Origin of the sequence: Atopobium sp. oral taxon 416 (genome assembly GCF_018128285.1) — a bacterium.
Classification (GTDB): domain Bacteria; phylum Actinomycetota; class Coriobacteriia; order Coriobacteriales; family Atopobiaceae; genus Olsenella_L.
The window spans coordinates 1,020,541-1,046,653 of record NZ_CP072380.1 but is presented as its reverse complement, the minus strand read 5'-3'; the positions used below and the strand labels follow the sequence as shown (position 1 = coordinate 1,046,653).

22 protein-coding genes are annotated in these 26,113 nt (G+C 48.7%); 6 read left to right on the top strand and 16 right to left on the bottom strand.

The features are described from left to right. Positions 1-63: 63 nt before the first annotated feature. The 3 genes from J4859_RS16800 to J4859_RS05665 form a co-directional block, all read right to left on the bottom strand. Entirely contained in the window at positions 64-270 is a 207-nt protein-coding gene (locus J4859_RS16800) for a hypothetical protein (protein WP_256436862.1), read from the bottom strand. 146 nt (positions 271-416) lie between these two features. Next, on the bottom strand, positions 417-1,409 hold the full coding sequence (locus J4859_RS05670) for an inorganic phosphate transporter (RefSeq protein ID WP_212334043.1): 993 nt from the start codon (positions 1,407-1,409) through the stop codon (positions 417-419). Then, complete coding sequence (locus J4859_RS05665) at positions 1,402-2,028, bottom strand: DUF47 domain-containing protein (protein ID WP_212334040.1); 627 nt, start codon at positions 2,026-2,028, stop codon at positions 1,402-1,404. The genes J4859_RS05670 and J4859_RS05665 overlap by 8 nt, the downstream gene beginning before the upstream one ends. Positions 2,029-2,299: 271 nt before the next feature. On the opposite strand from J4859_RS05665, the gene J4859_RS05660 reads away from it, so the two are divergent. Both J4859_RS05660 and J4859_RS05655 read left to right on the top strand, forming a co-directional pair. Then, positions 2,300-2,782 carry a hypothetical protein gene (locus tag J4859_RS05660; protein ID WP_212334037.1) on the top strand — a complete coding sequence of 161 codons (483 nt, stop codon included), beginning with the start codon at positions 2,300-2,302 and terminating at the stop codon, positions 2,780-2,782. A 60-nt stretch (positions 2,783-2,842) separates the two neighbouring features. After that, positions 2,843-4,123: an IS1634 family transposase gene (locus tag J4859_RS05655; RefSeq protein ID WP_212334034.1), complete on the top strand. Its 1,281-nt coding sequence runs from the start codon at positions 2,843-2,845 to the stop codon at positions 4,121-4,123. A gap of 388 nt (positions 4,124-4,511) precedes the next feature. Here the strand turns inward: J4859_RS05655 and J4859_RS05650 are convergent, their stop codons facing one another. Then, positions 4,512-5,006, bottom strand: coding sequence for a hypothetical protein (locus J4859_RS05650; RefSeq protein ID WP_212334031.1), 495 nt, complete (start codon positions 5,004-5,006; stop codon positions 4,512-4,514). A 764-nt stretch (positions 5,007-5,770) separates the two neighbouring features. Here J4859_RS05650 and J4859_RS05645 point away from each other — a divergent pair. Beyond that, positions 5,771-6,751: a 3'-5' exonuclease gene (locus J4859_RS05645; RefSeq protein WP_212334028.1), complete on the top strand. Its 981-nt coding sequence runs from the start codon at positions 5,771-5,773 to the stop codon at positions 6,749-6,751. Between the two features lie 112 nt (positions 6,752-6,863). On the opposite strand, the gene deoC is transcribed toward J4859_RS05645, so the two are convergent. The 3 genes from deoC to htpG form a co-directional block, all read right to left on the bottom strand. Next, complete coding sequence (deoC, locus tag J4859_RS05640) at positions 6,864-7,574, bottom strand: deoxyribose-phosphate aldolase (protein ID WP_212334026.1); 711 nt, start codon at positions 7,572-7,574, stop codon at positions 6,864-6,866. A gap of 215 nt (positions 7,575-7,789) precedes the next feature. After that, positions 7,790-8,032: a hypothetical protein gene (locus J4859_RS05635; protein WP_212334023.1), complete on the bottom strand. Its 243-nt coding sequence runs from the start codon at positions 8,030-8,032 to the stop codon at positions 7,790-7,792. A gap of 288 nt (positions 8,033-8,320) precedes the next feature. Then, positions 8,321-10,306: a molecular chaperone HtpG gene (gene htpG, locus J4859_RS05630; RefSeq protein ID WP_212334021.1), complete on the bottom strand. Its 1,986-nt coding sequence runs from the start codon at positions 10,304-10,306 to the stop codon at positions 8,321-8,323. 249 nt (positions 10,307-10,555) lie between these two features. On the opposite strand from htpG, the gene J4859_RS05625 reads away from it, so the two are divergent. Beyond that, the gene (locus J4859_RS05625) at positions 10,556-10,780 is read left to right on the top strand and encodes a hypothetical protein (protein ID WP_212334019.1); all 225 of its coding nucleotides are present in this window, start codon (positions 10,556-10,558) and stop codon (positions 10,778-10,780) included. A 37-nt stretch (positions 10,781-10,817) separates the two neighbouring features. Here the strand turns inward: J4859_RS05625 and J4859_RS05620 are convergent, their stop codons facing one another. The 9 genes from J4859_RS05620 to J4859_RS05580 all read right to left on the bottom strand — a co-directional run bounded on the left by J4859_RS05620 (position 10,818) and on the right by J4859_RS05580 (position 18,725). Then, entirely contained in the window at positions 10,818-11,522 is a 705-nt protein-coding gene (locus J4859_RS05620; RefSeq protein ID WP_212334016.1) for a 2-phosphosulfolactate phosphatase, read from the bottom strand. Between the two features lie 152 nt (positions 11,523-11,674). Continuing rightward, positions 11,675-13,258, bottom strand: a complete 1,584-nt coding sequence (locus tag J4859_RS05615) for a PTS sugar transporter subunit IIA (protein WP_212334013.1) — start codon at positions 13,256-13,258, stop codon at positions 11,675-11,677. Continuing rightward, entirely contained in the window at positions 13,255-13,767 is a 513-nt protein-coding gene (locus tag J4859_RS05610; RefSeq protein WP_212334010.1) for an HTH domain-containing protein, read from the bottom strand. Before J4859_RS05610 ends, J4859_RS05615 begins: the two co-directional genes overlap by 4 nt. Positions 13,768-14,019: 252 nt before the next feature. Next, a complete protein-coding gene (gene hxlB, locus J4859_RS05605) occupies positions 14,020-14,619 on the bottom strand; it encodes a 6-phospho-3-hexuloisomerase (protein WP_212334007.1) in 600 nt (199 codons plus the stop codon). 506 nt (positions 14,620-15,125) lie between these two features. Next, positions 15,126-15,740 (bottom strand): SIS domain-containing protein, encoded by a 615-nt coding sequence (locus J4859_RS05600; RefSeq protein ID WP_212334004.1) that lies wholly within the window; start codon positions 15,738-15,740, stop codon positions 15,126-15,128. Beyond that, complete coding sequence (locus J4859_RS05595) at positions 15,721-16,251, bottom strand: YjbQ family protein (RefSeq protein ID WP_212333988.1); 531 nt, start codon at positions 16,249-16,251, stop codon at positions 15,721-15,723. Before J4859_RS05595 ends, J4859_RS05600 begins: the two co-directional genes overlap by 20 nt. A 302-nt stretch (positions 16,252-16,553) precedes the next feature. Continuing rightward, complete coding sequence (locus J4859_RS05590; RefSeq protein WP_212333985.1) at positions 16,554-16,847, bottom strand: PTS sugar transporter subunit IIB; 294 nt, start codon at positions 16,845-16,847, stop codon at positions 16,554-16,556. A gap of 2 nt (positions 16,848-16,849) precedes the next feature. Continuing rightward, on the bottom strand, positions 16,850-18,199 hold the full coding sequence (locus J4859_RS05585; RefSeq protein WP_212333982.1) for a PTS galactitol transporter subunit IIC: 1,350 nt from the start codon (positions 18,197-18,199) through the stop codon (positions 16,850-16,852). Between the two features lie 67 nt (positions 18,200-18,266). Further along, complete coding sequence (locus tag J4859_RS05580; protein ID WP_212333979.1) at positions 18,267-18,725, bottom strand: PTS sugar transporter subunit IIA; 459 nt, start codon at positions 18,723-18,725, stop codon at positions 18,267-18,269. A 3,890-nt stretch (positions 18,726-22,615) separates the two neighbouring features. Here J4859_RS05580 and J4859_RS05575 point away from each other — a divergent pair. Together J4859_RS05575 and J4859_RS05570 are read left to right on the top strand one after the other, a co-directional pair. Further along, the gene (locus J4859_RS05575) at positions 22,616-24,703 is read left to right on the top strand and encodes a TerB N-terminal domain-containing protein (protein ID WP_212333977.1); all 2,088 of its coding nucleotides are present in this window, start codon (positions 22,616-22,618) and stop codon (positions 24,701-24,703) included. Further along, positions 24,700-26,106, top strand: a complete 1,407-nt coding sequence (locus J4859_RS05570; protein ID WP_212333974.1) for an ATP-binding protein — start codon at positions 24,700-24,702, stop codon at positions 26,104-26,106. The genes J4859_RS05575 and J4859_RS05570 overlap by 4 nt, the downstream gene beginning before the upstream one ends. Positions 26,107-26,113: the final 7 nt, after the last annotated feature.

Below are 26,113 nucleotides of genomic sequence, written 5' to 3'. Positions count from 1 at the left end.
CATGTACACCTCGCCTGCCAGGCTCAGCGGACGATCAAACCAGATATAGTCCATCATGCCGTCCTAGGCTTCGGTATCATAACTGTCAGGGCCTTGAAGCTCCGGCACGCTCTTCAGCTTGTAGGTCGGGGGATCCACATAGGAGGTGGTGAGCTGGAAGTGATAGGAATCAAGCTTATCCCCTACCTTCCAGGTGATCAGGGACGAGTTATTGCAGATGGCGTAGTAGCGCTGTCCTGGCTCCATCTTCCAGGAATCACCTTCCGGCAGATAGGTTGTCCCAACAACAGCCTCAAGCCGCTTGCGGAGCGCTGCTACCGTGAAGAAGGTACACGAGGGACTTCCTCGATAAATGTGTATAACCCTTGTGAGGCAGTGAGATAGTCAGTCTCTGACACGAAGAAACACCCTACCCTCTATACGATCATTCCGATAATCCAGCAGACCAAGCCGCCTAAGACGATCGTAACCGGCAGGGTTACAAACCATGCTTGCACGATGTCGGCTGCGACGCCCCAGTGGACCTTACGCAGTCCCTTCGCGGAACCGGAGCCCATGATTGCGGTGGTGATGACCTGGGTGGTGGAGACCGGCGCACCGATTGCCGTCATGATCTGAATCGCAATGGCGGAGGAAGTCTCAGAGACAAAGCCCATGACCGGTTCCAGCTTGGTGACGCCGGATCCAACAGTCTTCATGATGCGCTGGCCGCCAACGGAGGTGCCGATTGCCATTGTCGTCGCGCAAAAGATCTTGACCCACAGAGGAATGCCGGTACCAGCTGCGACGAGCCCCTGAGAGACCAGGGCGATCGTGATGATGCCCATCGTTTTTTGGGCGTCGTTGGAGCCGTGGCTGTACGCCATAAACATCGAAGAGACGATCTGCAGCCGATGGAACAAGGTGTTCGCGCGATGCGGTGTCCAGCTCGCAAAGAGCTCAAAGATGAAGCGCATGAGTGTAAAGCCAAGCGCAAAGCCAATCAGCGGTGAAGTGAAGAGCGGGATGATGACCTTATTTAAGACCCCGTCCCACTGCACGTAGCCGAGCGAGTGCGTATAGACGATTGTGGCGCCGATGAGGCTGCCGATCAGCGCGTGGGAGGAGCTGGAAGGGACCGCCTTCCACCAGGTGAACAGGTCCCAAATGATTGCGCCCACGAGCGCAGAGAAGATCACGTAGAGATCCGGCGTGATCGAGACGATGCCCTCGGCGATGGTCATAGCCACACTCTCGTGCGTGAGGGCGCCCAAAAAGTTCATGCACGCGGACATGATGATCGCGGCTCTGGGCGGTAAGGCACGGGTGTAGACGGTCGTAGCGATTGCATTGGCCGCATCGTGGAACCCGTTGATCAACTCGAAGAGGAAGGCGGCGATCAGCACCCCCACAAGAAGTGAGCTAAGCATTCTTCAGCACCACATTCGCCACGAGCGTCGCGACTGTCTTACAGTCGTCAAGAATGTCCTCCATCTTGCCAAAGATTGTGTCCCATTTGAGCAGGTGGGTCGCGGTTACGTTCTCCTCGTCAAAGAGCTTCGCCAAGGCGCTGTGGTAGACATGATCCCCCTGGTCCTCAATATCGTGGATCATGCCAGCCTGCTTCTGGACTTCTTTGTCCTTGCGGAAGTTGGAGAAATGCTGGAAGAGGACCTGTATATCGTGGACGGCATCGCGGCCCAGCGCCGCCATCTGCTCAGCCTCGGGATAGGTCGCGTTCACATGGAAGAGCTCGTAGCGCCTTGAGACGTTTTCCATATCATCGACAACGTCATCCATCTTTAGGATCAACGCGGAGATATCCTCGCGATCAAACGGCGTCACGAACGAATTATTGAGAAGATCAAAGATCTTGCTGATTTCTCTATCGCAATCGATCTCGTAGTCTTTCATTTCAGTGATGCGATTTGCATGTTTCGGATATGTGGAAACAATGTCATAGTAGCAATCTGCTGCGACGACCATCTTGTCTGCAAGCTCCTGAAATAATACGTAGAACTGATCTTCCTTCTTGCTTACACGAGACATATGGCTTCCTATCTACGCTCAGTTCAGATTACGAAATCAATACGTAATCAAGTATAAAGGTACAGATGCAGAGCCGCCACATAAAAGTGCCCTGATAGACCCGTCTTTAGCGTTTAGCACCACGATTCTTCAGGACCCGGGACATGGCCCGGAACCGCAAAAGCCAGCCCTGAGCTGGCTTTTTTCATGCCTGTATGCTTGATCCGGAAATCGCTCCCTGATAGAATATATACATGGTGCTATGGTGCTTTACGTTGACAGGGAGGCTGCGATGGCCTACTTCCTCAAGCAGACGCGCAACAAGAAGGGGCTTTATCTCCAGATCTACGAGAGCCACTGGGACCCCAAGCGAAGGCATACCGCGCACAGGTCCGTGAAGGCGCTGGACTATGCCGACGCGCTGATGGAGAAGGGCATCGCCGATCCCGTCTCCCATTACAAGCGCGAGGTGGCCCGCATGAATGCCGAGCGCAAGGCCGGCATGGAGAGGGAGAGGGTGCGGGAGATCTCCGATGTCCCGGCGACGAGGCATCTCGGCCACTTCGCGCTCAAGGCGGTGGACACGGCCCTCGGCACGGCGGAGGACATGGCGCTGCTCCAGACCCCCTCGGGCTTGCGCTTCTCGCTGCACGATCTCCTCTCCTCGCTCGTCTATGCGAGGGCCGTCGCCCCCTGCTCCAAGCTCAGGACATTCGAGGGCGTGCTGCCCCAGATGGAGGGCATCGATGCGCAGTTCACGCTGGACCAGCTCTGAGACGGGCTCGCCTATCTGGGCGATGAGTACGACAAGGTCGTCGAGATCTACAATGCGCACGTGGAGGAGGCCTTCGGCCACGACATGTCCTTGGCCTACTTCGATTGCACGAACTTCTACTTCGAGATCGACCGCAAGGACGATTTCAGGAGGAAGGGCCCCTCGAAGGAGCACAGGCCAAAGCCGACAGTCGCGATGGGCCTTCTCCTCGACGCCAACTGCATCCCGGTGGCGATGAGCCTGTTTCCCGGCAACGAGAGCGACAGGCCGCAGCTCGGAAGGTGCATCGCCCAGATGAAGGAGAGGGGCTCCATATCCGGCAGGACCGTGAGGGTCGCCGACAAGGGGCTGAACTGCGCAGCCAACATCGCGGAGGCGGTGCTTGCAGGGGACGGCTACATATTCTCGAAGTCGGTGAAGGCGCTTCCCGCCAAGGAGCGCACGTGGGCGCTCTCGGGAGATGGCTGGACGGACGTCGCCGACGGGAAGGGCGAGACATCGTTTCGCTACAAGATGGCGGACGGCGACTTCGAGTACACGGTAGAGGGAGAGGACGGAAGGAAGAGGAAGGTCGAGCTCCCCGAGAGGCGCGTCGTCACGTACAGCCCCTCGCTTGCCAGGAAGCAGAAATACGAGATAGACCGGCAGGTGGAGAAGGCGAGGGCGCTTAAGGCGGCAGCCGCGAAAAGGTCCGAGTACGGCGACAGCGCGAAGTATGTCACGTTCTCCCCCGTCGACGGCGAGGGCGAGGTCAGGGAGGACATGAAGGTCGCGGCCATGCTCAACCACGAGGCGATCAGGAAGGCCAGGGCCCTTGTGGGCTACAACATGATCGTGACCTCGGAGACCAGGATGGACCCCCTGGCCATATACAGCACCTACCACAGGCTCTGGAGGATCGAGGAGAGCTTCAGGGTGATGAAGTCTAAGCTCGATGCGAGGCCTGTCTATCTTCAGAGGCAGAGCACAATCACGGGCCACTTCCTCGTCTGCTACATCGCGGTGCTGCTCATGAGGCTCCTGCAGGTGAAGGTGCTGGGAGATAGCTTCTCCTCCAAGGACATCATGGGGCTCTGTCGCGGCCTCGATGTGTGCCGCACCTCGGAGAGGAGGTATGCCAACATATCCAGGAGAAGCCCCATCATCGAGGAGCTGGCGTCAAGGACGGGGCTGCCGCTGCTTCACTTCAACCTCACCGAAGGCGACGTGAAGGCGATCTCCTCCTGCACGCTCGCCCATGCTGCGCGGCGAAGGGAAGGGCCCTTCTGCCGGCAGGAAGCGCGGCTGAAGGGACCCATAGCACCATATCGGGGATCGAAAAACCAAAGTCCGGAAGTATAAAGGTACAGATGCAGAGCCGCCACATAAAAGTGCCCTGATAGACCATCAAAAACCAAAAATTGTATTGTGATTGTTACTTTATCGGGGGCTTTCTAACGTACGCCAAAGCATTTCGCCCTTGTGAATATATGCACGTATATATACAGGTAAAGTGGCACGCCCGTTTGGACAACGAAATCGGCTTCAGAAGTGAACCCGGTACCTTTTTTCCTGGCGGCCTTACGCCGCCATCAGCCCTAAGCGATACCAGTTTGAGGAGCGTCTCGTAGCTAAGTAGCTGGTGGAGCCACTCGTTATTGTACTGCTTAGCGTAAGCCCGCGCTGAGCCTTCTTTAGCTCGCCGAGCGCTTTGTACTCGTTGATCCTCACGCACTCACTCTTGAGGCTTCTAGATCATCTCTTTTACGATAGTGTTGTCGACCCACTTCCATGCTCTGGCAGATGTTTCAGCAAGCCAGCAGACCCTTATACGTTGCAGCGGAGAGGAGCGATCCCTGGTTGAAGTTGGCACTGGAGGGTCTTTGTGCTCCTCCAGTGCCTGGCACATGCACTCGCATACACCTGCGGCACCCATGTCGGATGAGTCCTTCCGGCCCACGACGCAGTGGGAGAACCAGCCGATCACACAGATCAGACACAGGTGCAAGCCCCCTATCGGAATGTAGGTGATCTCGACGCTACCTGGTTGGGAAAGCGTATCGCCTTGTTCTTCAGCAGGCAGGAATGCTTTACCGAGCTTTTGGCCGGCTTGGGGCAGATCGAGCACACACCCATCTTCTCCATGAGCCTTCGCGCCCAGCACCTCGATGCCTCGAGTGTACGGCTTATCTTCCTCGCACCTGCGTAAGGGCTGCTTCAGGTGGACGTTATCCACGATGCGCATGGCGCGCTTGCGATTCGATCCCTCAAAAGAGCGCCTGCGCGGCCCTTGGCCTTGTAGTAGGTGAGCCTGGGGATCTACAGCTGCTGGAGCTGCCTGACCACGCTAACCCACCATCCCGGGTCGATCAGATCCTTCCTTGGAATCGAGGTCGATTCCGTAATGTACAAGCACACGGCGTTGAAGATAGTCGCGCTCGCTGCTCGCTCGTCCTGCGCAACGGAGAAGACCCTGGACAGGTCGCTTTCGGCCTTAGCCTTCTAGTTCCTCACCAGGTTGGGTTGAGGTCGTATTTCTTCGCTATCTCGTTGACAGTCTCGGCGCCCTGCAGCGCCTCCAGCGTCACCTTGGCCTTGAGCTCGGCCGGGTGTGGCTTTCCCTTCGGCATTCTCGAACCTCACTTTCCGCGCTCTATGAGCACATTGTGCGAGTTCACTTCGTCAAGTCAAATCGGTGTCCAGTTTTAATGTGCCATATTAAGGTGCGGACAACTAAACGACCTTGAACTGATCGAATTTTAAACATTCCAGTATTACACTGTTCAGTACCCTGCTACCCTTGCAGCGTTAGGCAAAACAGACCTGTCGCAGCGTCATGGTACTATGGGAAATGGAATCTGTCCGCGTGTCAGCGGCAAAACGGGTAGGAACTACTTTGTATATGAATGGTATATCCTGCCTTTGTGCAGATACGTGATAGATACCGTAACGTGCTAATCTTTCTATTTCTACAACACGATCTACCGTAAGAATTCAGGTTTTTACTCAATGAATCTTTCACAAGCAATTGATCAGGCAACCTCAGCGATCTTCCCCGGATTCCTCTCCGGGGATGAGGCACTCAACCAGGAACGCCGGAAAAATGAAGAAGCACTGTCGATGCTGATGGACACCTGGAGAAACTCCCCTGCTGACAAGCTTCCCTTTTCCTTTGATCTGATCCGTGGCTTGGCTGACAACAACAGAACCATCTGTGATATGTTTGGTACCAAGCGCCTGCGCCGTGAAAGCCCAGTGACCCTCACCCGTAACCTCTCCAATAAGGATCTGATCCACTCAGTAGCGGTGATGCAAGGAAGGACCGACAGGGAAGTGGAGATAACCGCGCATCCCGACCTGCGTGACTTGAATGTCGCCTATCAGGAAGCGCCGGTCTCCGGCATGATCTTAGGGATCGATCTGGAAACCACCGGCACAGAGCCCTCTCGTGGCTACATTATCAATGTCGGCTTTGAATTCATGCTGCTCGAGCCGAAGTCAAAACCCAATAACGGCCACACCGCTTACTTCGGTATCCCTGAGATGTATAAGGAGAAAGGCGTACCCCTCTCCAACATCCATCATATCACCTGGAAGGATCTCGACGGAAAGACCCCCTTCCGTGAGAACATCCCCGTTCAAAAAGCCCTGCTGAAGATCTTGGAAACTTATCCCTACATGGCACACAACGCCGCCTTTGAGGATTCCTGGCTCACCATCCACCTGAACGGCTATGCAGAGGCACGGAAGGCGGGCGAGATCATCCCGATCGACACCCGTGACATCTGCAGGCGGTGTGATCCAGAGGTAGCCTCACTGAGGCGTGAATCACACCCCGCAGCATTGGAGACCTGGGCCCGTCGTCGCCATGTCCTCAAAAAGAGTCAAAAAGAGCGGCACTTAGGCCTTGAGGACGTGGACCTCATGTTCAAGACCGTCCAGGCGGAATTCAAAGAGCGCAATATGTTTGCCGAATCGGTAGCTAAGTGATGCTCACAATCTTTTAGAGAATCACAATGAGTCCCCCTGCCGTAGACCTATACGACACAGGGACTCTTCTGTAGAACGGGATCTATTTCACGATAAACGGTGTACGTGTCCTTCACACCTCAAGATAATCGACACCCTTTGCCTCCATACGGCGGTGCAGCTCCTCGATGATGGGAATACCCTTACTGCAGCCGATACGTTCAGCACCAGCATGCACAAAGTCGAGGAAGGCGTCTGCTGTGCGGATACCGCCGGCAGCTTTGATCCTCACTGCAGGATCAGCATACTTGCGCATCAAGCGAACATCCTCGAGCGTAGCCCCACCTTTTGCAAAGCCGGTGCTCGTCTTAATGAAGGTCGGCTTAACCTCGCTCGCAATCTCACACAGTTTGATCTTCTCACCCTGCGACAGGAAGCAGTTCTCAAAGATCACCTTTGAAGGAACCTGTGCTTCGTTGCACGCATCAACGATCTGCCGCATCTCGTCTTTCACATAGTTCCAGTTTGCGGCTTTGACTTCGGTCAAGTTGACAACGTAGTCGATCTCATTGGCGCCATTGGCCAACGCATCCTTTGTCTCGAACACCTTTGTAACTATGCTGGTCTGCCCCAATGGGAAGCTGATGGCCGCACCGGTGTCTATATCGGTCCCCTTCAGCTGCTCTGAACAGAATTTTGACTGCGCTGAGTTGATCGCAACCATCTTGAAGTGATATTGCTTCGCCTCGTCGCACAGTTTCTTGAGATCCTCATGTGTCGCATCAGGCCGGAGATTGGTGTGGTCAATCAGCCGGCAGAAGTCATCGATGGTATACCGTTTCATGCAGGCGTCCTTTCCTTGGGACCAAATACACACCTCAATATTACTTGGATCGCCAGACTTAACCAGAGACCGATCCCCAAACGTATCCTCCTTAAATCCATTCGTACTTCCCTGTTGAGGTATGTGTCGACATAGAAAGCTCGGAGAACCACTCCCTCGTTCTCCGAGCTTTCTCAAAATAATGAATTAGTTAGTTGGCTGTTATGGCAGTACAACTACTCCTTCTCCCAAGAACGTGCCTGAGACTCAGAGATCGGCTTGAGATCCTCTCCACCCTTATACGGAGAGTCCTCGCCACCCTGACCATAGAGGAAATAGAAGCCTGAACGGTTACGATACAGGGTCTCTTCGTAACCTGCCGGATCACCGAACTCACCGAAGGTCTTGTGAGCAAGCTTAGTGGATTTCTCGGTGTCATAGCTGTGACGCTTGCCTTCAAAAGTCATTGTTCTGCGCATACCATTCTCCTTAGGTTTGTCAACGCTTTTTCCGGGAACGTATATTCGGTTAGTATCATAGTGAACTCGACATGTCGAGTTCGTTTCAAAGTGTCGATTTAACAACTAATTCACAGTTTGCACAAATTCAACAGTGTCAAGTTCGTTCAATTTAATACCGCATCCCACCTGCTCACAACGTCTTACCAGAAGTTGAGTTCTACGAGTCACTGAGCCGGTTATCTCGATATGAAAAACGCCAGCTGCCCAAATAGAGCAGCTGGCGCCCATTTATCTCGACATGCAACTCTACATCAATTTAGTGACCTCAGCGGCAAATTGAACCGGGTCATCGATCGGGAGACCTTCGACCAGCAAAGCCTGGTTATAGAGGATGTTGCTGTAGAGCTTCAGCTTGTCCTCATCGCCGTCCTTTTGAGACTGTACCAGTTTGGCGAACACCGGATGTGTGGGGTTGAGCTCGAGTACACGCTGGGCTTTCGGGGTATTGTCAGCCTCTGGACCCTGCGCGATAACACGCTCCATCTCAAGGGAGACCGGGCCGGTCGCGGTGATGCGAGCCGGGGTATCTGTGAGCCCCGCGGTGACGGTCACGTCGGTAACCTTGTCGCCCAGCGCCTTCTTCATTGCGTCAAACAGATCCTTGTTCTCGTCGGTCGCCTTCTTGGCCTCGTCCTTTTCATCCTTCGTTGCGAAGTCAACATCGGACTTGGATATGTTTTGGAACTCGAGGTCACGGGCATCGGTGCCCTTGTGCTCAGAGTCACCGGCTACCGCGTCAATGTGGTAGCTCCTCATGATCTGGAACATGAACTCATCGACGTCCTGCGTACACAGGAGCACGTCGTAACCGTGTTTGATTGCAGAGCCCACTACCGGCATCTTGGCCAGGCGGTCCTGAGACTCGCCTGCGGCGTAGTAGATCTTGTCCTGATCCTTCGGCATCGCCTTCACGTACTCTTTGAAGGTTACGAACTTCTTCTCTTTTGCGGACCAGAAGAGCAGGAGGTCAGCGAGCTCTGAGGCTTTGGAGCCGTAGGAGTTGTAGATACCGAACTTGAGGCCACGACCGAAGTTGTTGAAGAATTTGATGTAGTTCTCACGGTCGTTGTCGCGCATATCCTGTAAGGTCTGGGTGATCTTCTTCTCCACGCGACGGGCGATCGCACGTAACTGTGCGCTCTGCTGTAGTGTCTCACGGCTGATATTGAGCTGGATATCCGGGGAATCTACGACGCCGTGGACGAAGTTGTAATAGTCCGGGAGCAGATCTGCGCACTTCTCCTGGATCAGTACGTTGTTGGAGTAGAGCGCCAGGCCTTTCTGGTAGTCCTTACTATACAGATCAAACGGAGCCTGTGAAGGGATAAAGAGCAATGCATCATAGCTCACAGTGCCCTCAGTGTGGAAGCTTAAGGTCTTGAGTGGTTTTGCCCAATCGTGGAACGTGGACTCGTAGAACTCGTCGTAGTCCTTCTGCTCGACCTCGCTCTTCTGCTTCTTCCAGATCGGGGTCATCGAGTTAATGGTGTCAAGCTCCTGGTAGTCCTCATACTCTGGCTTGTAGTCGTCACCTGCATCCTTCGGCTTTGGCTTCTGTCTACTCTTGGTCACCATCATCTGAATCGGGTGGCGCACGTAGTTGGAGTACTTCTTAATGAGCCCCTGCAGTGTGTACTCATTCAAATACTTATCGGTATCCTCGTCCTTCGTGGAATCCTTCAGGTAGACGATTACGTCAGTGCCGTGGTCCTCCGCATTCGGGCGCTCGTCCGGCTTTGCCGGATCGATCGTGTATCCGGTGATACCGTCAGATTCCCAGGCGTAGGCTTTCTCCGCACCCAGGGCACGGCTTACAACACGGACCTTCTTGGCGACCATAAAGGCAGAGTAGAAGCCGACGCCAAACTGGCCAATGATATCGATTGAGTCCGCATCATCCTTATTGTCGGAGGCCTTCTCAATCTCGTCTTTGAACTGTTGGGACCCGGAATGAGCGATCGTGCCCAGGTTCTTGTCCAGCTCGTCTTCGGTCATACCGATTCCGTTATCAGATACCGTAATGGTCCTGACATCCTTGTCAAACGACACACTGATCGGCAGGCTCTTCTGGTCGATCTTCACGGAAGGGTCAGTCAGGCTCTTGAAGCTGAGCTTGTCAATTGCGTCGGAGGCATTTGATATAAGCTCACGAAGGAAGATCTCCTTGTTGGTGTAGATAGAGTTGATCATCAGATCAAGAAGCTTTTTACTCTCTGTCTTAAATTGTTTCATGTACAGTCCTTCCAACCAAACGGTTTAGTTATTTGTTGCATACCTTGATCGATGTACCCGCCCCTCCCCAACCTATACAACTAAGAACTATAAAATCTCAGCTATCAGCGCTTAGGTCTTGGAGAACCAAGAGACTACCAACAATAAATATTAGTAGGAATCATCTATGCTCTGCTACGCACAAGACCTGCCGGGGTATACATCACAACAGAAAGGGAAAAACTACAGTAAAATACCAGGAGGCTTATCATGGCTCATTCAATTTTGATCAAAGACACTACACGGGAAGAGCGCATTGAAATCGTGAGAAAGGGACTCGCATTCTGCGGTGACGGCAGCTGCGAGAACTGCAGTGGCTGCTCAATGGGTGTAGGTTCTATCGACACAATGTATCAGCCCTATATCGACGGCGAGATGGAGTTAGCAGAGGTCAATATGATGAACGCCGCAGACCACTACACGTTAGGCGGTTGATGCGACGCCCTTGTTCCTATCTATCACGTATCGAGGTTTAGCAATCAAAGCGGGTATTGACGAGACGTCCTGTCTCGTCGTGCCCCACGCGAATCGCAAAGGCAAATCGATCGACGGCAGAGCAGAGCTCAAAGTCACCTTCAGGAAACGCCGGTTGCTTCGGATCAAAGAACTTCTTTCCTGCGCTTGTGCGCAGGTCTTCTGCTTTCTGCTGTACGAGGGTGCATGTTTGTTCGTAATCAGCACCTTCAAGTAAGGCTTTGATATAGTGAGCACACAGTACATCCTCATCTGCAGTACTCACCCCTTGATTTCCCATCGCAACGATAGAGACTTCCTCGGGGTCCTTGCATTGGATATAGCGGGCAATGGCACCGGCATTTACAAGACTTGCCGCCACAATCTCGGTGGCTCCTGTAGCGTTGACAATACCCTGGGTGCCGGCACTCGTGGTGTGGATGCAGTATTTACCGGTTAGGTCCTTCCCTACCACCTGTGAGGGAGAGTTCCCGTATTCAAACCCTTCAACCTGTGCACCGTAGCGCTCACCAAAGGTGATGTAGTCAGGGTGCTCCTTTCTGTATGCCAGCGCTTCCTCAATTGAACCGATCGGGAAGATCGCTTTGGCTCCCTGTCCAAAGAGATAGCTCTCAAGCGAGAACGCACGGTAGACATCGATGATTACCGTAAGTCCTCGGGCCTGCTTAGCGCCCTCAATCAATTCCAATATCCGAACATTCATGGTCTATACATGCTCCCAATATACGTATCAATAAATCTGGTACTGATAGCTAACTCATATGCTAATGCAATTTCATTATCCTCACGCATTCTTGCATGCATAGAGCCTCTTAACCTCAGTAGAGATGACGATCCAAAAGGTTGATTGATTTATTACTTATTCTTATAATTGGTAAGCATCTCAATCAGAATACGCTGGGCTTGTTCACTTGTTTGAGATTTTATCAATCTATTGATTTCGGTTTGCCTATTTCCAAGAGACATAATCTCTTTGAACAGCCTTAAGTACTCTATATCACTGTTCTGAGCGAAACAAAAAAGCAAGAAAACGCGTTCATTATTATCAAATTCGATGCCTTTTTGCGATATCAATAGGCTCAAGCAATCCTCCAGTACATCATCTTTTGACTCTGCATGAGGAAGGGCGATACCTCTATTGATAATAATATATGGCCCGTATTTCTCTACGTTGTCAATAGCATGGTCAACATAAGAAGGCCCTACCAGATTATTCTCAACAAGATCAGTAAATCCGGCTTTTATTCCATCTTTCCAGCTTAAGGACCTAGATTCAATTCGTATGAACTGCATAGGCATTATTTTTAGAATTTCTGAGCTCATAGCTGTCTGGTATTCAGAATTCTCAAATTCCTTCAGTAGTCTAACTGTTTGATTATAAATTATCTCCATTTTCCTTATGTTTCCTGATTTCACGATTGGACTAACCAATTGGATCAAGGCATCATTATCTTTCCTATTCTGCTTAGAATCATGCTGTATTTTAAACGCTATAGCTTGGATATTATTGATGTCACTAATCGTAAGCATCGGAGACACTTTGACAGATGGAACAGTTAACTGAGGTAAATCTACCGTAGTAACTACAAAGTCTAGGTGCTGCGTCTCTAAATCATTAAAGTTGAAATCGTTTTTCTGTATTGAACAAGCGACATAAAAATTGAAGTAGTTTTTTATTTGCTCTTGAAGGTACTCACTCATGGCCCTAGAGCCCGGACAGACTATAGCAATTCTAGATGGAGTTTTCTTATTTTCATTACGTAAAACGGCAGCAGCAATGTGTATGACAATAGAAGAAACCATACTATCGGACAGTGGTCTATGTAAAAAATTTTCTATAACATTTAAACTGCGAGTTGTTGCCTGTCGGATTAATTTAACCTGAGGTCCTAGAGGTCCTGCGATATTCGCATTAAATGAATCAGAATCCCAGTTTATCAGGCTCTTTAAATGCGAGACTAATAGATCAATAAGCAATTCGTCGTTTTGCAGATCAATCCCCAAATCTATGCCTATAAGGGTAAGGAAGTGGGATACCGTACAATAAAAATCAAAATCGTTTACATGTTCCACTTGGGGATAGTGGCTCTGATTAAAAATGAATTGCTCTATCTGTCCGATACGTTCAGAATTTAATGCACCTAAATTGTTAATTTTCTTTGCTACAAAAACAATAAGCTGCCCGACGAAATCCAAGGAATTAAATGATGAATCCTGAGTCACTGTTTGGATATCAACATCATTTTTATTCTTAAGCTGATTAAATGATATTAACAAAGAGGCAGATATTCTGTACTCTGACTCTACAGTTAGGAAGGTATTGAATTTTGTTTCAAACATCCGAACAGAGCCTAAAATATCATCAATCGAATAGCTAAAGCCAAGTTTACGTTCAAGTAACCCAGAAAAATAGTCATGAGCATGGTATCTGCTACTCAATAAGTCAAAAAAATATCTACCAGTAGAACACGCTGTTTTTCTTCGGACGAATTGATCTCTACACCATATTTGCCCTTAGTGATCACTTCAATATCGTACTTGCTCAACCAGTAACGAACTAATTTGATGTCCTGTACAACAGTATTGCGGGAAACGAACATAGAATCAGCAAGGGCCTGCAATGAGATATATCCCTCCTGCAAGAGCAGCTCAACGGTGATGTATATCTTTCTTTCTTCAGACGATAACTTGTATTCAAATAGATCCATAGTACTGAGCGCATCGGTTATCTGACTGTAATCAAAGCCAGCCTCGAGATAAATGGAACCATCTGCAAGTGAGATCTTAGAAGAAACGTCCACGCTTTGAGTGAACGCATTTGCTTCCCTAATATCTAGACGAAGTGTTTTGTCCGACATGTCGTAATCAGAAAGAATCACCTCTTCTGGTAGTAAGTGTGTAGGTGTATCCAAAAGACGCTGTAATATTTCAGTGCTTCTCTTCTTCATAATGCCACCACCAGATTTTTTAAAGTTCTAACAGTCTAGATAACGAGTGAATCTGGCGCTTCACGGGCATGTCCATGGCCAACATGCAAAAGCTACCTCAACTGGTAGGTCTACCTCTACCAGGTCAACCAGGCCCGTGATAGGTAGCCTGAAGCTGCAAAGGTGGTTCGCCATATGATGATGGCCAACGTAGGTCTCCGCAGCCCGACGTAGGTATACTATCACCTGTTATCTAGACTGTTAGATTTAAAGTCATTCGAGACTGGCATGACGTGATGCCATCTCTTGATCCAAATTTTGTTCACCGTTTACGAGTCTCATCACCGAGGAATCAAATAGAAGTAAGAGCATTTGCTCAAATAGACTGCCTAGTGGCTGAACGCTATTTGATGCAGTGGAGTATTTTGTACCCGAAGGAATAACTATGTCAGGCGTATGAATTTTCGCCAGAGTAGACTCTGTGCTCGCTGACACTACAAAAAGATCAACATCTGACTTTAAAGCCGATCTAGCCATAAGCACAACACTGCCCGTTTCTCCTGAGGCAGACGCAACAATCAAGAGATCACCCTCTTGTATACTCGGAGTTATTGTTTCTCCCACGACATAGACAACCTTTCCAATTTGCATAAGTCGCATTGCGAATGCCTTTAACATCAAACCAGATCGTCCGGTACCGAATACAAAAATCCTATTATGTTCAGTAATAATCTTTATTAATTTGTCTATAGAGTTCTCGTCGACATAGGATTCAGCGCCTACGATTTCATTAATAACGGTATCAAATTCATTCATTTTTTTACTTTTTCTAGTGAAAATATCCACAAGCTTTACGGCTATTTTGAAAATCAATTATTGTAGTAGTATTTCGAAGTAAAGCCTCATGAAGAGAATGTACATGAGACTGTATATCGTTAACTAAATTGTGTCGGCAACTTGTTTGATTGATTAACTAGTCCGACTGCTTACACCAACACTGATAATGACACCACAGTTGATTCGGCAGGGGATTTCCTGCAGAGTTGGCTGTAGGGCATACGCCCTGGGAACATTGGCTTGCACCACGACACCGACCCATACACCAACCGCCGTCGTGCAGACTGGCCTGCAGCTGCCCTGCCGCGGACATCCCGAAGGCCCGCCATGACTTCACAGGAGTATGGGCACTGCCAGCAGACCGGGCTCCCCTGCTTCTAGCGCTCTCGCCAGTGTTGTGTCTGGCCTGCCGATAAGATGCCCCATGACGGATGAAGGTCTTGCATGTCTGGTTCCGGTACACTCTGCGCTGGCGTCGTTTGGGACACTATCTTCATATCACTCCTTCACAGATTCAATAGTAGAGTTAATAAAAATATATTTTAATATCTATCTCTGTTTGAGCTATTCTTCAATTTTTCTCCAACAGCGCCAGATGGATGATTGATTAGGAATTGTTTTTTAGTAAATTTGCTTTCTTTCATTATCAAGCAGGCAATCACATCAAACAAAGAGATAACAGCCAAAGAGCTGGTTGTAGCGAGCAAACCAAATTCATCCAACTCATTGTTTATTTTTACAATAGTAACGAGATCTGACTGAAGAGCAATCTCTGACTTAGGATTTTCAGTTACTGTAACGATCTTTACATTCTTCTCTTTCAAATTCGGTAAAAAAGAGGTCAGTTCTTTAGTTGAGCCACTTTTAGAGATGAATACAACGATGTCACCAGGTGAAATTACACCAAGAGCACCATGTACAGCATCAGAAGGATTTAAGAAAAAGGTCTTTAACTCTACTACCCGTAAAGTATGCACAATCTTTTTGGCATCCATAGCAGAGGTTCCGCACCCTGTAAAAAATATATTATTTGATGCATTAACTATTAGGTCTTTTAGCTCCTCAACTTCTTTGCCAGAAATAGTATCGGATAGATTTTCTATTTCTTTGCCTTCACGCTCAAAAAGTTTTTGGTATTCAGCCGTCATCTTCTTCATCTCCTAAAACAATAACCTGAATTTTTCTATCGCGCTCACGAGTCTGATCAAAATCAACGAAGAATATCTGTCCAACTGGACCAGTAAGTAACTGGCCACCTTTTACTCCAAGCGTCACGCTCGAGCCAAGAAAGTCCGATCTTAAATGAGCATCGGTATTCAACATGGTCCACTTAACTGCAGGGTAATTAGGGTCTATCTTCTTCATACCGTAGGCAATATGTTTAGGACCCGGGCTTAAATATGGATAATTTTCAGTAGACTGTTTAGGGACTAGTCTATCGAGAATATGGTTCAGATCTACCTGAAGATAATCATCTCCGTAATAATTTTTATCATGCATATATTCATCAAAATATACAGAGCAAGTTGTGTGGTAAGTCTGGACCAGGCATATCCCATTCTCAACCCCACTACGTTCAATTATTTTATCTATATCCTGGGTAATCAAGTAGTAGGATGGCCGTCCTGAAACAGTGCTGATCTCAATTTCCTGAAAATAAAATGACAAAGTAATCCTCAGTTCCTTTAATTAAAGATATTATCTCTGCGTCATTAATATCTGCAAAGCTTTTATTAATGGAGTTGCAGTTAACGATATATTTTTAAAATAATATTATTGATTACTATCCTCAGTTGCGTACTACGTTCTATTGAGTGGCTGAGAGAAATAGATTTTGCTTATATTTAGAAACATCAGCTGCATCTTTCATATTGAAATGCTATTAGAAACATGCAGCTGATTCCTATAAAAACTGCCAGAGACAACTATATATAAGTAGCTATCGATTCAACACCGATTAAAATCCTGTTTCACTGCTGTGAAAGCTGCTCTTTTATTTGTTCCCAAACTTTATCAGCACCCACACCTGTTAATAAACCTACACCATTTATCACTTTAGACTGGATTTCTTCTGGAACTATTGTTGTGCTGATTACAATATCGTAATCTCCGTTTTTAATATTATCGATCTCTTCAGTAACAGCAGATTGTTTTATTTCAATTTGGCCCGTCAGATTATTTTTAGCTAACCAATCATTAACTTTTGAATGCACGATGGTGGATGTTGCATGCCCAGCTCCGCACATAATCAACATTTTTTTCATTTTTACTTTCCTTCTTCAAGACCAGAGTTGTACTTTTTAACGACATTCATATAGAACATCAATCCTAGAAGAATAACGATGATGATAATTAATCCCACTAGTCTTAAATTTTGTGATGCCCACACGAAAATCGCATTTGTCCATAATCCAGCAAGCTCAAATGAAAAAGCACCTGTCGTTTGAATACTGTAGTTTGCCAATACAAATGTTTTCATTACTAGAGGGGACATCCATGTAGACAGATAGAGCATGGGGATAGAATAAAGTGTCGCACCGATGATGCTTCTTACAATGTTCCCGCCAAAAGCACCAACAAGCAGCGTAAATACATATACATAAAGAGTTAAATCACCTAAAGGTAAAACTTTATTACCTGGAAGGATCACTGCCAACAGTAACGAGATGGGGATCATAAGGACACTCGTAGCAACAACAGCAGGATGACCGACAGTTAAAGCTGCATCCATACCAATGTTGACCTTTTTCCCGTGCAGACGTTTCTCAGAGAAAGATTGTGCAGCTTCAGAAATAGGAGTTAAGCTCTCCATAAACATCGAAATCATTTTAGGCAGGATCTTTAAAACTGCTCCCATCTCAACGCCCAACTGTAAACTCTCAGCAACATCGGAACCAGCAAGTAATGCAATAATGAGACCAACAATGAATCCTACTACCAGTGGGTCGCCCAGTACACCAAACCGCTTTTGGATCTGTTCAGGACTAGTATTTAATTTATTGAAACCAGGAATCCTATCAAAAAGCCAATTCAAAGGAACAGCCAGGAAGGTAGCCGACAGAGCCATCATATGAGTGACAGCAATCCCTGGTAATTTAAAGAATTTTCCGGTAATAGGCTGCATTAAGTCACCCATAAACAGCTCAAGGAGGAATGCAGCGCAGATTGCAATAATGCCATAACCATAGTTCCCTGTTACAGCCCAAACTAACAGGCCGATAAAAGTTGGCTGCCATAAATTCCAAATATCAACGTTTAGAATTCTTGTCATACCGAGCCAGATTAATATCAAATTAATGATGATAGTAATAGGAATGGCTAATGCGCCCAACGAACTAGCGAAAGCAAGCGGGCCACCTACTCCGCATCCTACATCCATAATGCTTAACGAAAGACCGAATCTATTGACCATTTGAGTGATAGCAGGCTGAAGGTCTGCGGCCATCATGTTAATTACCATGTTTAAGCCGATGAATCCTGCACCGAGAGTTAGGCCAGAAATAATAGCCTTACTAGGTTTAAGCCCAAATATCAGACCTAGCACAATAATTATCAATGGAACGCCTACTGTAGAACCCAATCCCAAAAACCATTGGATTGCATCCATAATAGCCATGGTCACTCCTAACATATCAATTTATTTATGAAGTTTTATAAATACAACTAGCTATCTTTACAGACAATCATTTCAAGTTGTGTATCTGCAAAATTTTGTAAACTGCATAGCTCGTCTTTGCCTTTAATATTTCTTTCACCACATTTGGTTGCTGGCACATCGTCAGCAAATTGTTAAGAAGCTGAGGTTGTTCATGCGGATTGCTCATTGCTATCAAGAACACTAAACTCACGTTCACATTTTTTGAGGCATCAACCATATCCTTAAAAACTATTGGATGAGATAACGTTGCTAGAGCAATTTGTGGCCTATTTACATATATAGAATCCGTATGCGGTATGGCGATACTGAAATCGCCATTAATAGCTAGCCCTGTTGGGAATTGCTTTTCCCTTGCAATAACATGACTACAAAAATTCTTTTTTACAATGCCCCGTTGAAATAGAATATCGGACAGATATGAAATAACTTCTTCACTTGTATCAAGATCTAATCTTATTTCTATTATTTTTTCATCGAAGAACAATTTTCACCTTTTTTACTATTATTTTGCGACCACATGGTTTTCTATATAGAATAGTTTGACCTTGCACATAGGTTATTTGATACACATATTCTCAAGCGAAAGTAGTTTTTACTACAGTGGAAAACACTCAATATTATTTGAATAAGAGGAGTAATTTTCATTATTACTTGCCGGTAAGGAATATCTCACCCTGCCGATGGGTTTACACTCCGACCAGAACATATATTTTTAAATTTGCCAAATTTTATTGGGCTGTCGACATGATTCATCTGCCGTTCAGCTCAATAACAAAGCTTGATTACCATCGCATTTAAAAATAACTTCATCTCCTCTTATTAAATAGCGAATTAAACAACCATTATTACTGATAAAAAATTGACCTGGCTCTCTCTAACAGCTCCTTTCTTCTATGACTCCTCCTTTTCTAGTTACTAGTATGGTTTAATAAAAATTTGTCTTACAGACCAATATGTGCATAAGTGCAGTGGCATAGATTTATACAGTCGTTTCGTGTATGATGGTAGAATATAGTTTTGTTACTTCGCGAGGGACTCTTCCCTGAGCGCGACCGGGCTCATCTAACTTAGCTTTAAGTGCATCCGCTCGTAGCTGTACCACCACACCTAAGCGCTCAGCTTGCAGCTCATAGAGGCTCTCAAAGCTCTTGTGGTAGACAAACTCGGCTTTTTGTATCGTGTTGGTGGACTCGACGATAGCGCTGTCACAGGGCAGCCCTTCTTGTACCTCGACTGCATGATCCTAAAGAGCTCGCCTATCGCCGCACTGTCAAACTTAAAGCCGCACTTGGTGTGGGACACGTCTTTGCCGAAGAGCAAAAACGTCACGCTTACAAAGGCTGACTTCATAAGCTTCCTTGCGCCGGATATGTGATCGCCGATATGGCAGATGTCCAGCTCAAGGTGCAGACAGACTCAGGTGCCAGATGCAAAGCACGTACACGTAGGTCAGCTCGCCTGTAAGGTGGGTGTGCGGTACGTGAGCGTCGAAGACACGCTTAAGGATGCAGGTCAGCCCGGATTCGTTGGGTGCATAGGCGTGTACCCTCTACGTTATCGCGTCTGCGCCTTCGAGAGGCGAGCTTGCCCTTCCTGGCGCCACAGCGCCTGCGACTGTCGTGTCTGCACAGCGACTACGTTTCCGCTTAAGGGATCGGGCGGCCTTCTTACGGCAGTGCAATCGAGCAGTAGGGCAGCTTCTTCACGCCTAGGATCTTAACATTGCACAGATATCAGGTAGTGATCGGAGCTTTCCTCTATCACGGCTATCTTAGTGCGTATATCAGCGCTGTCTGTTTTCCCTTGCAAGCTCGATGAGCTCTTGCTCTTCAGGGGTCCTACTTGCAGGTGGCTCTGGTAGAGCCGCTCTTATGGATCGCCTTCACCCGGAGGTGCAGAGTCGAGCGACGCAACCCGTACCTCTCAAGTATCTTAAGACGTCGACTTGCCGTTGTCGTAGAGCTTAACCATCTGGTGCTTGAACTTCTCGTGGAACTTTCTTGGATGCTTGGGGGTTTGCCATTGCGGGGATCGGGGATGCCTTTCTCTCGTATCTTATGTCCCTCATGAAAGCATCCAGCTAAGTGTAGCCAATCCATATGGTGTAGGCAGCTCATCTCTCCATGATGGCGTAAGCGATGGGCTCACGCCGTGCTTTACGGCAACCTGCAAGAGCGTCCCCTGCTCCTTCGCCACCCCCAGCGCGACTGCCATCTTGAAGCTCGCGCTGTGTATATCTTCTTCGTGGTCTTCGATATCCTTGCCTCGCAATCCGTGTCCCTTGGACACATCTTTGCGGGATTCAAAAGGATGGTCAAATCGATGTCTCAGAACCACCAGCTATATCATGAGTCTGACATGGCCTAATCGGAGACATCGAATCCATTTGGCATAAATGGCTAGGGACTTGCGGCACAGTTAGGCTCCATGAACTGTAAGCTGCTTAGACAACTTTGGCTGCAGTGTGGCCGCGATGCCTGCAAGCGGGATACACATGAGGCACATCCCGTGGAGGAGATCGGCACCAAGCATCAAAAGAATCCCTGTGGCTGTATCTTTAGTTGAACGAGTCGGCATACGACTTGTATATGGGCCTTCGGAAGGCTGTGGAACACTCCTTCGACATATACCTTGATATTCGAGATAATCCTGTGGGCCCTGGGGAAGCGAGGTGTCATCGTATGAGCTGTCGTACTTTTTCTAGACGAGCTCGCAGAAAGCAATCCAGCCCTGCCGATATCCTACTCCAGGCATCGGCACAGATCTTGGACATATGACAGAGGTGGTCGTGTTCGAACTACCGCCAGGAATCCACGCAGCGCAGGACGCAGCAGCCCTGTCCAGCGCAGTAAGCATAGGTTGCTGTGACCTGTATCGTTTTTTCGGACAGTGCAGCTCGAGGAATTATGAGGTTCCTCTTAACTGCAAGACAAGCCGACCGAAAGGACGACAGGTAATAAACAATCTTGCTACCAAATACAGCGATGAGTAGCGCCTGAAAACAGCTGACTACGCTATCTCCACTGGCAAGTCGATAGCCCATCTCGCCACCGAGTTAGGGCTTAATCCCAAAACACAGATCCGCTGGGTAAAAGAGCACAGAGATAGGCTATCAGCTGCTTAAGCGCAGCGAGGCTAAAGAGGAAAAGCTCAAAAGCCTTATGCCAAGCGCAGCAAAGAGCTTGAGATGGAACATGCCTTCTTAAAGGCAGCCACGGCCTTCTTCGCAAAGGATCTTAAGTGCAATAGATTGTTACAAGCAGATGCTTAAGGAGAAGGAAAACTTCCCGATCAAGATACAGGCTTTACTCCTTAAGGCATTACACTCAAGCTTTTATTCATGGGTGTTCTTTAGGAGCACCAGAAAACGGGTGCAGTGAGCTTACAGAGGCTATCTGGCGGGTGTGGGCAGAGTCTGACAGAGGTTTTGGGGCTAGGTTTACACCCACTGCTATCTAGCTGATGAGTTTTCCAACACTACCCTCTACAGGGTAGGAAAATGCATGCGCGAGCTTAAGAATAAAGGGCTCACTCCCTTTACAGATCAGAAGAGAACCACTGTCCCTGACAGATATGCCAAACCAAAGCCTGATCTTATACATTGTGACCTCATAAAGCCCTGACTCCACCTATAAGCTTGTTGGAGATATTACCTATCTCTTCACAGAAAAGGGCTGGTTCTATCTTTCTTGCTGTGTGAGACTTAAACACCTACATGGTGGTAGGCTTGATCGCTGTTGGATAGAACGGGAGCCGATAGTGTGCTAGATACACTGCAAGTGGCTAGGTGTCGAGGATATGTGGCAGAAAATGCAGCCTTTCATTCAGACAAAGGTGTCCAATACACCTCTTAGGTTTGTCTGCTCTGTGGGCTTAAGATAAACGATGTGAGGCTCTCCTGCAGCCGCTGGGGTAACTACCACGATAGTGCCGTAGAGAGGTCTTTCTTTCCACTCTTAAAGGCGAGATGTACTAGCGAGAAGGCTTTGCAACAAGAAAGGATGCCATACATGCGCTAGCTGAATTCATTGAGGGCTACTACAACAGAAAACGTCCCCACTCAACGATCAACAACAAAATTCCAGCGAAGGTAGTAGATGCTTTCTTTGAAAGAACGAAACCTATATCAGAAGAGGACCAGATATCACCATCCAATGCAGCTTAAAGATCTCAAGTTTTTGTGTCCGAAATATTGACACAGGTCACAATATGAAGGCTCAGTGACAGGACAGATCCCCACAACGTTACGCACCGCACAGCACGGCGGCCGGCTAATTCTATAGCTTTTAATGGACATACACACGTTCGCGCTTATGTAGTTAACGCGTGTATAATTATCTTTGTGTGACTACTAGAAAAAAGGGAACAATTATTTTGATCCACCAACCTCACCAGCCTGATCCCGCTGCAAAAGCACAGCTTCAAGCCGTAATGCGAGAGTTAATCAGAGATATCATTGAGGAGCAGGGGACATACTGCGATGAGCCTCTGATCCAGACCGGTTCTGACTATGCAAAACGCTATAACCAACAGCATGGCACGTCCTCACCGGCGCACATCGATCATCGCGAAGATCACCGCAGATCGAGATACGTCGACGACGATGAGTATGCTGTGGGGTTCAGGACCAGTGATGGACGAGCATATCTGATCGATGACAATGAGCTGAGAAGAAAACTGCTCCTTGCCCGTCTCTATTCTCACTCGAATCCGTCTACCGATGAGGACGCTAACGGCCTTCTCAACTCTGACGACACGCTTACCGAGGATGAATTCGGCGAGAATGTCTATGGCGGGTCCTGGAACAACTGCCCCGGCAGGTGGGCAAATGTCGGCACCAGACGAATTACCAGCCACTCCAAAAGAAACCCCCACACTAACCTCCCAAAAACGCTCAGGGAGATGCGCAGGCTCGAAGATGAGGACCGCAAAGACAGCTTTACCTACTACGGCTTTCGCCAACACACCGATCTCTTTATGAAGGAAACCAAGCTCGCAAAGGACTACGAAGAGAATACAAAGTTCTCTGTCAAGTGGAAGACACTCTACCGCCCGATGTATACCGATCTGACCGACAAAGAGCTACGAGCGTACTTCTACTGGAGAACGCAGTGGAGACATAGGAGAGTCGACACAGCACCCGGTTTCACCGGGTTGCTCTACGCCTATGAACTTTTGGCACTCGGCGACATTCTCCACAACCCCAAGGAGACTTTAGACGAGCTTGAGTGCCTGTTGGATAGTTATCCCGAGGATCAGGAAGACAACTTCGTTCGTGAAGCTCTCGAAACGATCATTCAGGATTACCGTATCTTCTCCGGCGATAATCCCAAGCTCCTGGTAGGCCCCTATCATCGCAGATACGCCCATGCTGCCTTCATCCTGCGTAAGGCACAGAACTATATCTTTTCCCAGCACAAGAAATGGGAGATCCCGGATCCCAAGTATGGAACTGATCCGGTTTCCAACAAGGATGTGGTTGAGGCTTTAGATATCTTCTCTTCGGTAGACCCCAAGCGTTCCGCCTTCTTCAAAAAACACGAGAAAGAACGCATCGCAATCACCGCGGAAGTATTCCGTGACTTTGTGGAGCACTTCCATAAACGGCGCCAGGTTAACTTTGTGAACTTCCTTGTAGGGTATCGGGGTAATATCTGGATGCCTGCCTTTGACACCACACCGGTCAGGGTAGATTTTGGCAAAGACCAAATCCTCTATGACTTAGGTGATGGGATCACTCTTGAACACAAACCTAACCCTGAGGCATTCCCCTATGCAGCCAATAACTTCAGTGAGACGTTCCCCTTCGGGTATGACCACACGAATCCAGCCCTGGGAAAGATCTATCGCGAGATTGACCGCCACATGCGCGAGGCCTGGAATTTCAAGCATCCCTTGAAGCCACAGAAGAAGGTGGCAAGATACGAGACAAAGTTCATTGTCACGGCAATCGACAACTTTAAAGTCAAGCAGGCAGAAGCAGAACGAATCCGCAAAGAGAAGGAGGAGCGGCGCTTCACCGTCGATCTCTCCCAACTCCATGCAATCAGGGATGCCTCTGTGGTTACCCGCGATGCACTTTTGGTCGATGAAGAGCGCCAAGATGAACCGGAGCCGGTAGCGCCTGTTGTCACCGTTACGTCCACAGCCCCCGAGAATAAATCGCAAGCAGTACCTGCGAGTACACCGGTCGCTCAGGAGAGTACTGAAACACAAACAGATGAGGGACACCCCTACAGCCTGGACGACACTGAGTTCTCGCTGTTGCGTGCACTCCTTGCAGGCAAACCGATTCAGGATATCCTTAAACACACCCCCACCACACCGGATATGTTGGTGGACTCGATCAACGAAAAACTCTTTGATATAACAGGTGACGTCTCACTTGAGATGGACGAGAATGACCAGCCCTGCCTTATTGAAGACTACACGGATGATATAAGAAAGGCCTTGAACCTATGAGCCAACAACAGTCAAATCAGCCCGCGCGCGTCCCTAAGCGCATTGCTTCTGTCATTATCAACTCTCTCAAAGGTGGCGTTGTTCCCAGAATCGGTCTCCCCTACATCACGGTCGGCCGTGAGCGTGAGATTGCTGCACTGCTCCATGACCTGAGCTTGGTACAAGACGGCGGCGCAAGCTTCCGTTTCCTTGTGGGCCGCTACGGTTCCGGTAAATCCTTCTTACTGCAGACCATCCGTAACCACGCAATGGGCAACAACTTTGTGGTCTGCGATGCAGACCTCTCTCCCGAGCGCCGTTTCCAAGGCACTAATGGACAGGGACTGGCTACCTATCGTGAGTTGATCCGTAACCTCTCCACCAAGACCCGCCCGGACGGTGGCGCTTTGAACTTAGTTCTGGACCGCTGGGTTTCCGGTATCCAAACAAAGGTCACCGTAGAGGACGGCATCAAGCCAGACGATCCTACCTTCACAGATGCCATGGAGCGCCAGATCATGAAGATCACCTCACAGGTACAGGAGCTCGTGCATGGCTATGACTTTGCCCGTCTGCTTACGATGTACTGGCACGCCAGCCTCGAGGGCGACGCCGAGACCAAAGCCAATGTCACCAAGTGGTTCCGCGGTGAGTACCGCACCAAGACCGGAGCTCGCCAAGAGCTCGGGGTAAACATCATTATCGATGATGCAGATTGGTACGAATACCTGAAGGTTCTAGCCACGTTCTTCCATGCCGCAGGCTACAATGGCCTCATTATCCTGATCGATGAGCTGGTCAACCTGTACAAGATCCCCAATGCAATCAGCCGTCAGTACAACTACGAGAAGATCCTCACGATGTACAACGACACCCTGCAGGGCAAGGCCCACTATCTCGGTATCATTATGGGTGGCACCCCACAGACTATCGAAGACAGACGCCGGGGCCTCTACTCCTACGAGGCACTGAGAAGCCGCCTTACCCAGGGTCGCTTTGCCCAGGAAGGCTTGGCAGATATGCTCGCCCCGGTCATCCACTTGGAGCCTTTAACCCACGAGGAGCTCCTCGTCCTGATCGAAAAGCTAGCCGATATCCATGCCGAACTCTTTGGCTATAAGCGCACCATCACTCAACAGGAGTTAGTGGCCTTCTTATCTGCGGAGTTTGATCGTGTGGGTGCAGATTCACACCTGACCCCGCGTGAGGTTATCCGTGACTTTATTGAGATGCTCGATATCCTCTACCAGAATCCAACGATGAAGATCGAGGACCTGCTGCAGGGCGACACCTTTAAGAAGCCCGTCGAGACGCCCGTAGAGGAGCAGGCAGCCCTACGTTCCAAGAAGACAAATGCCACGAGCTCTACTACAGCTCAGACAGGTGACAACGGCACCGATGAGTTTGCCGAATTTGATATCTAGGGATGCC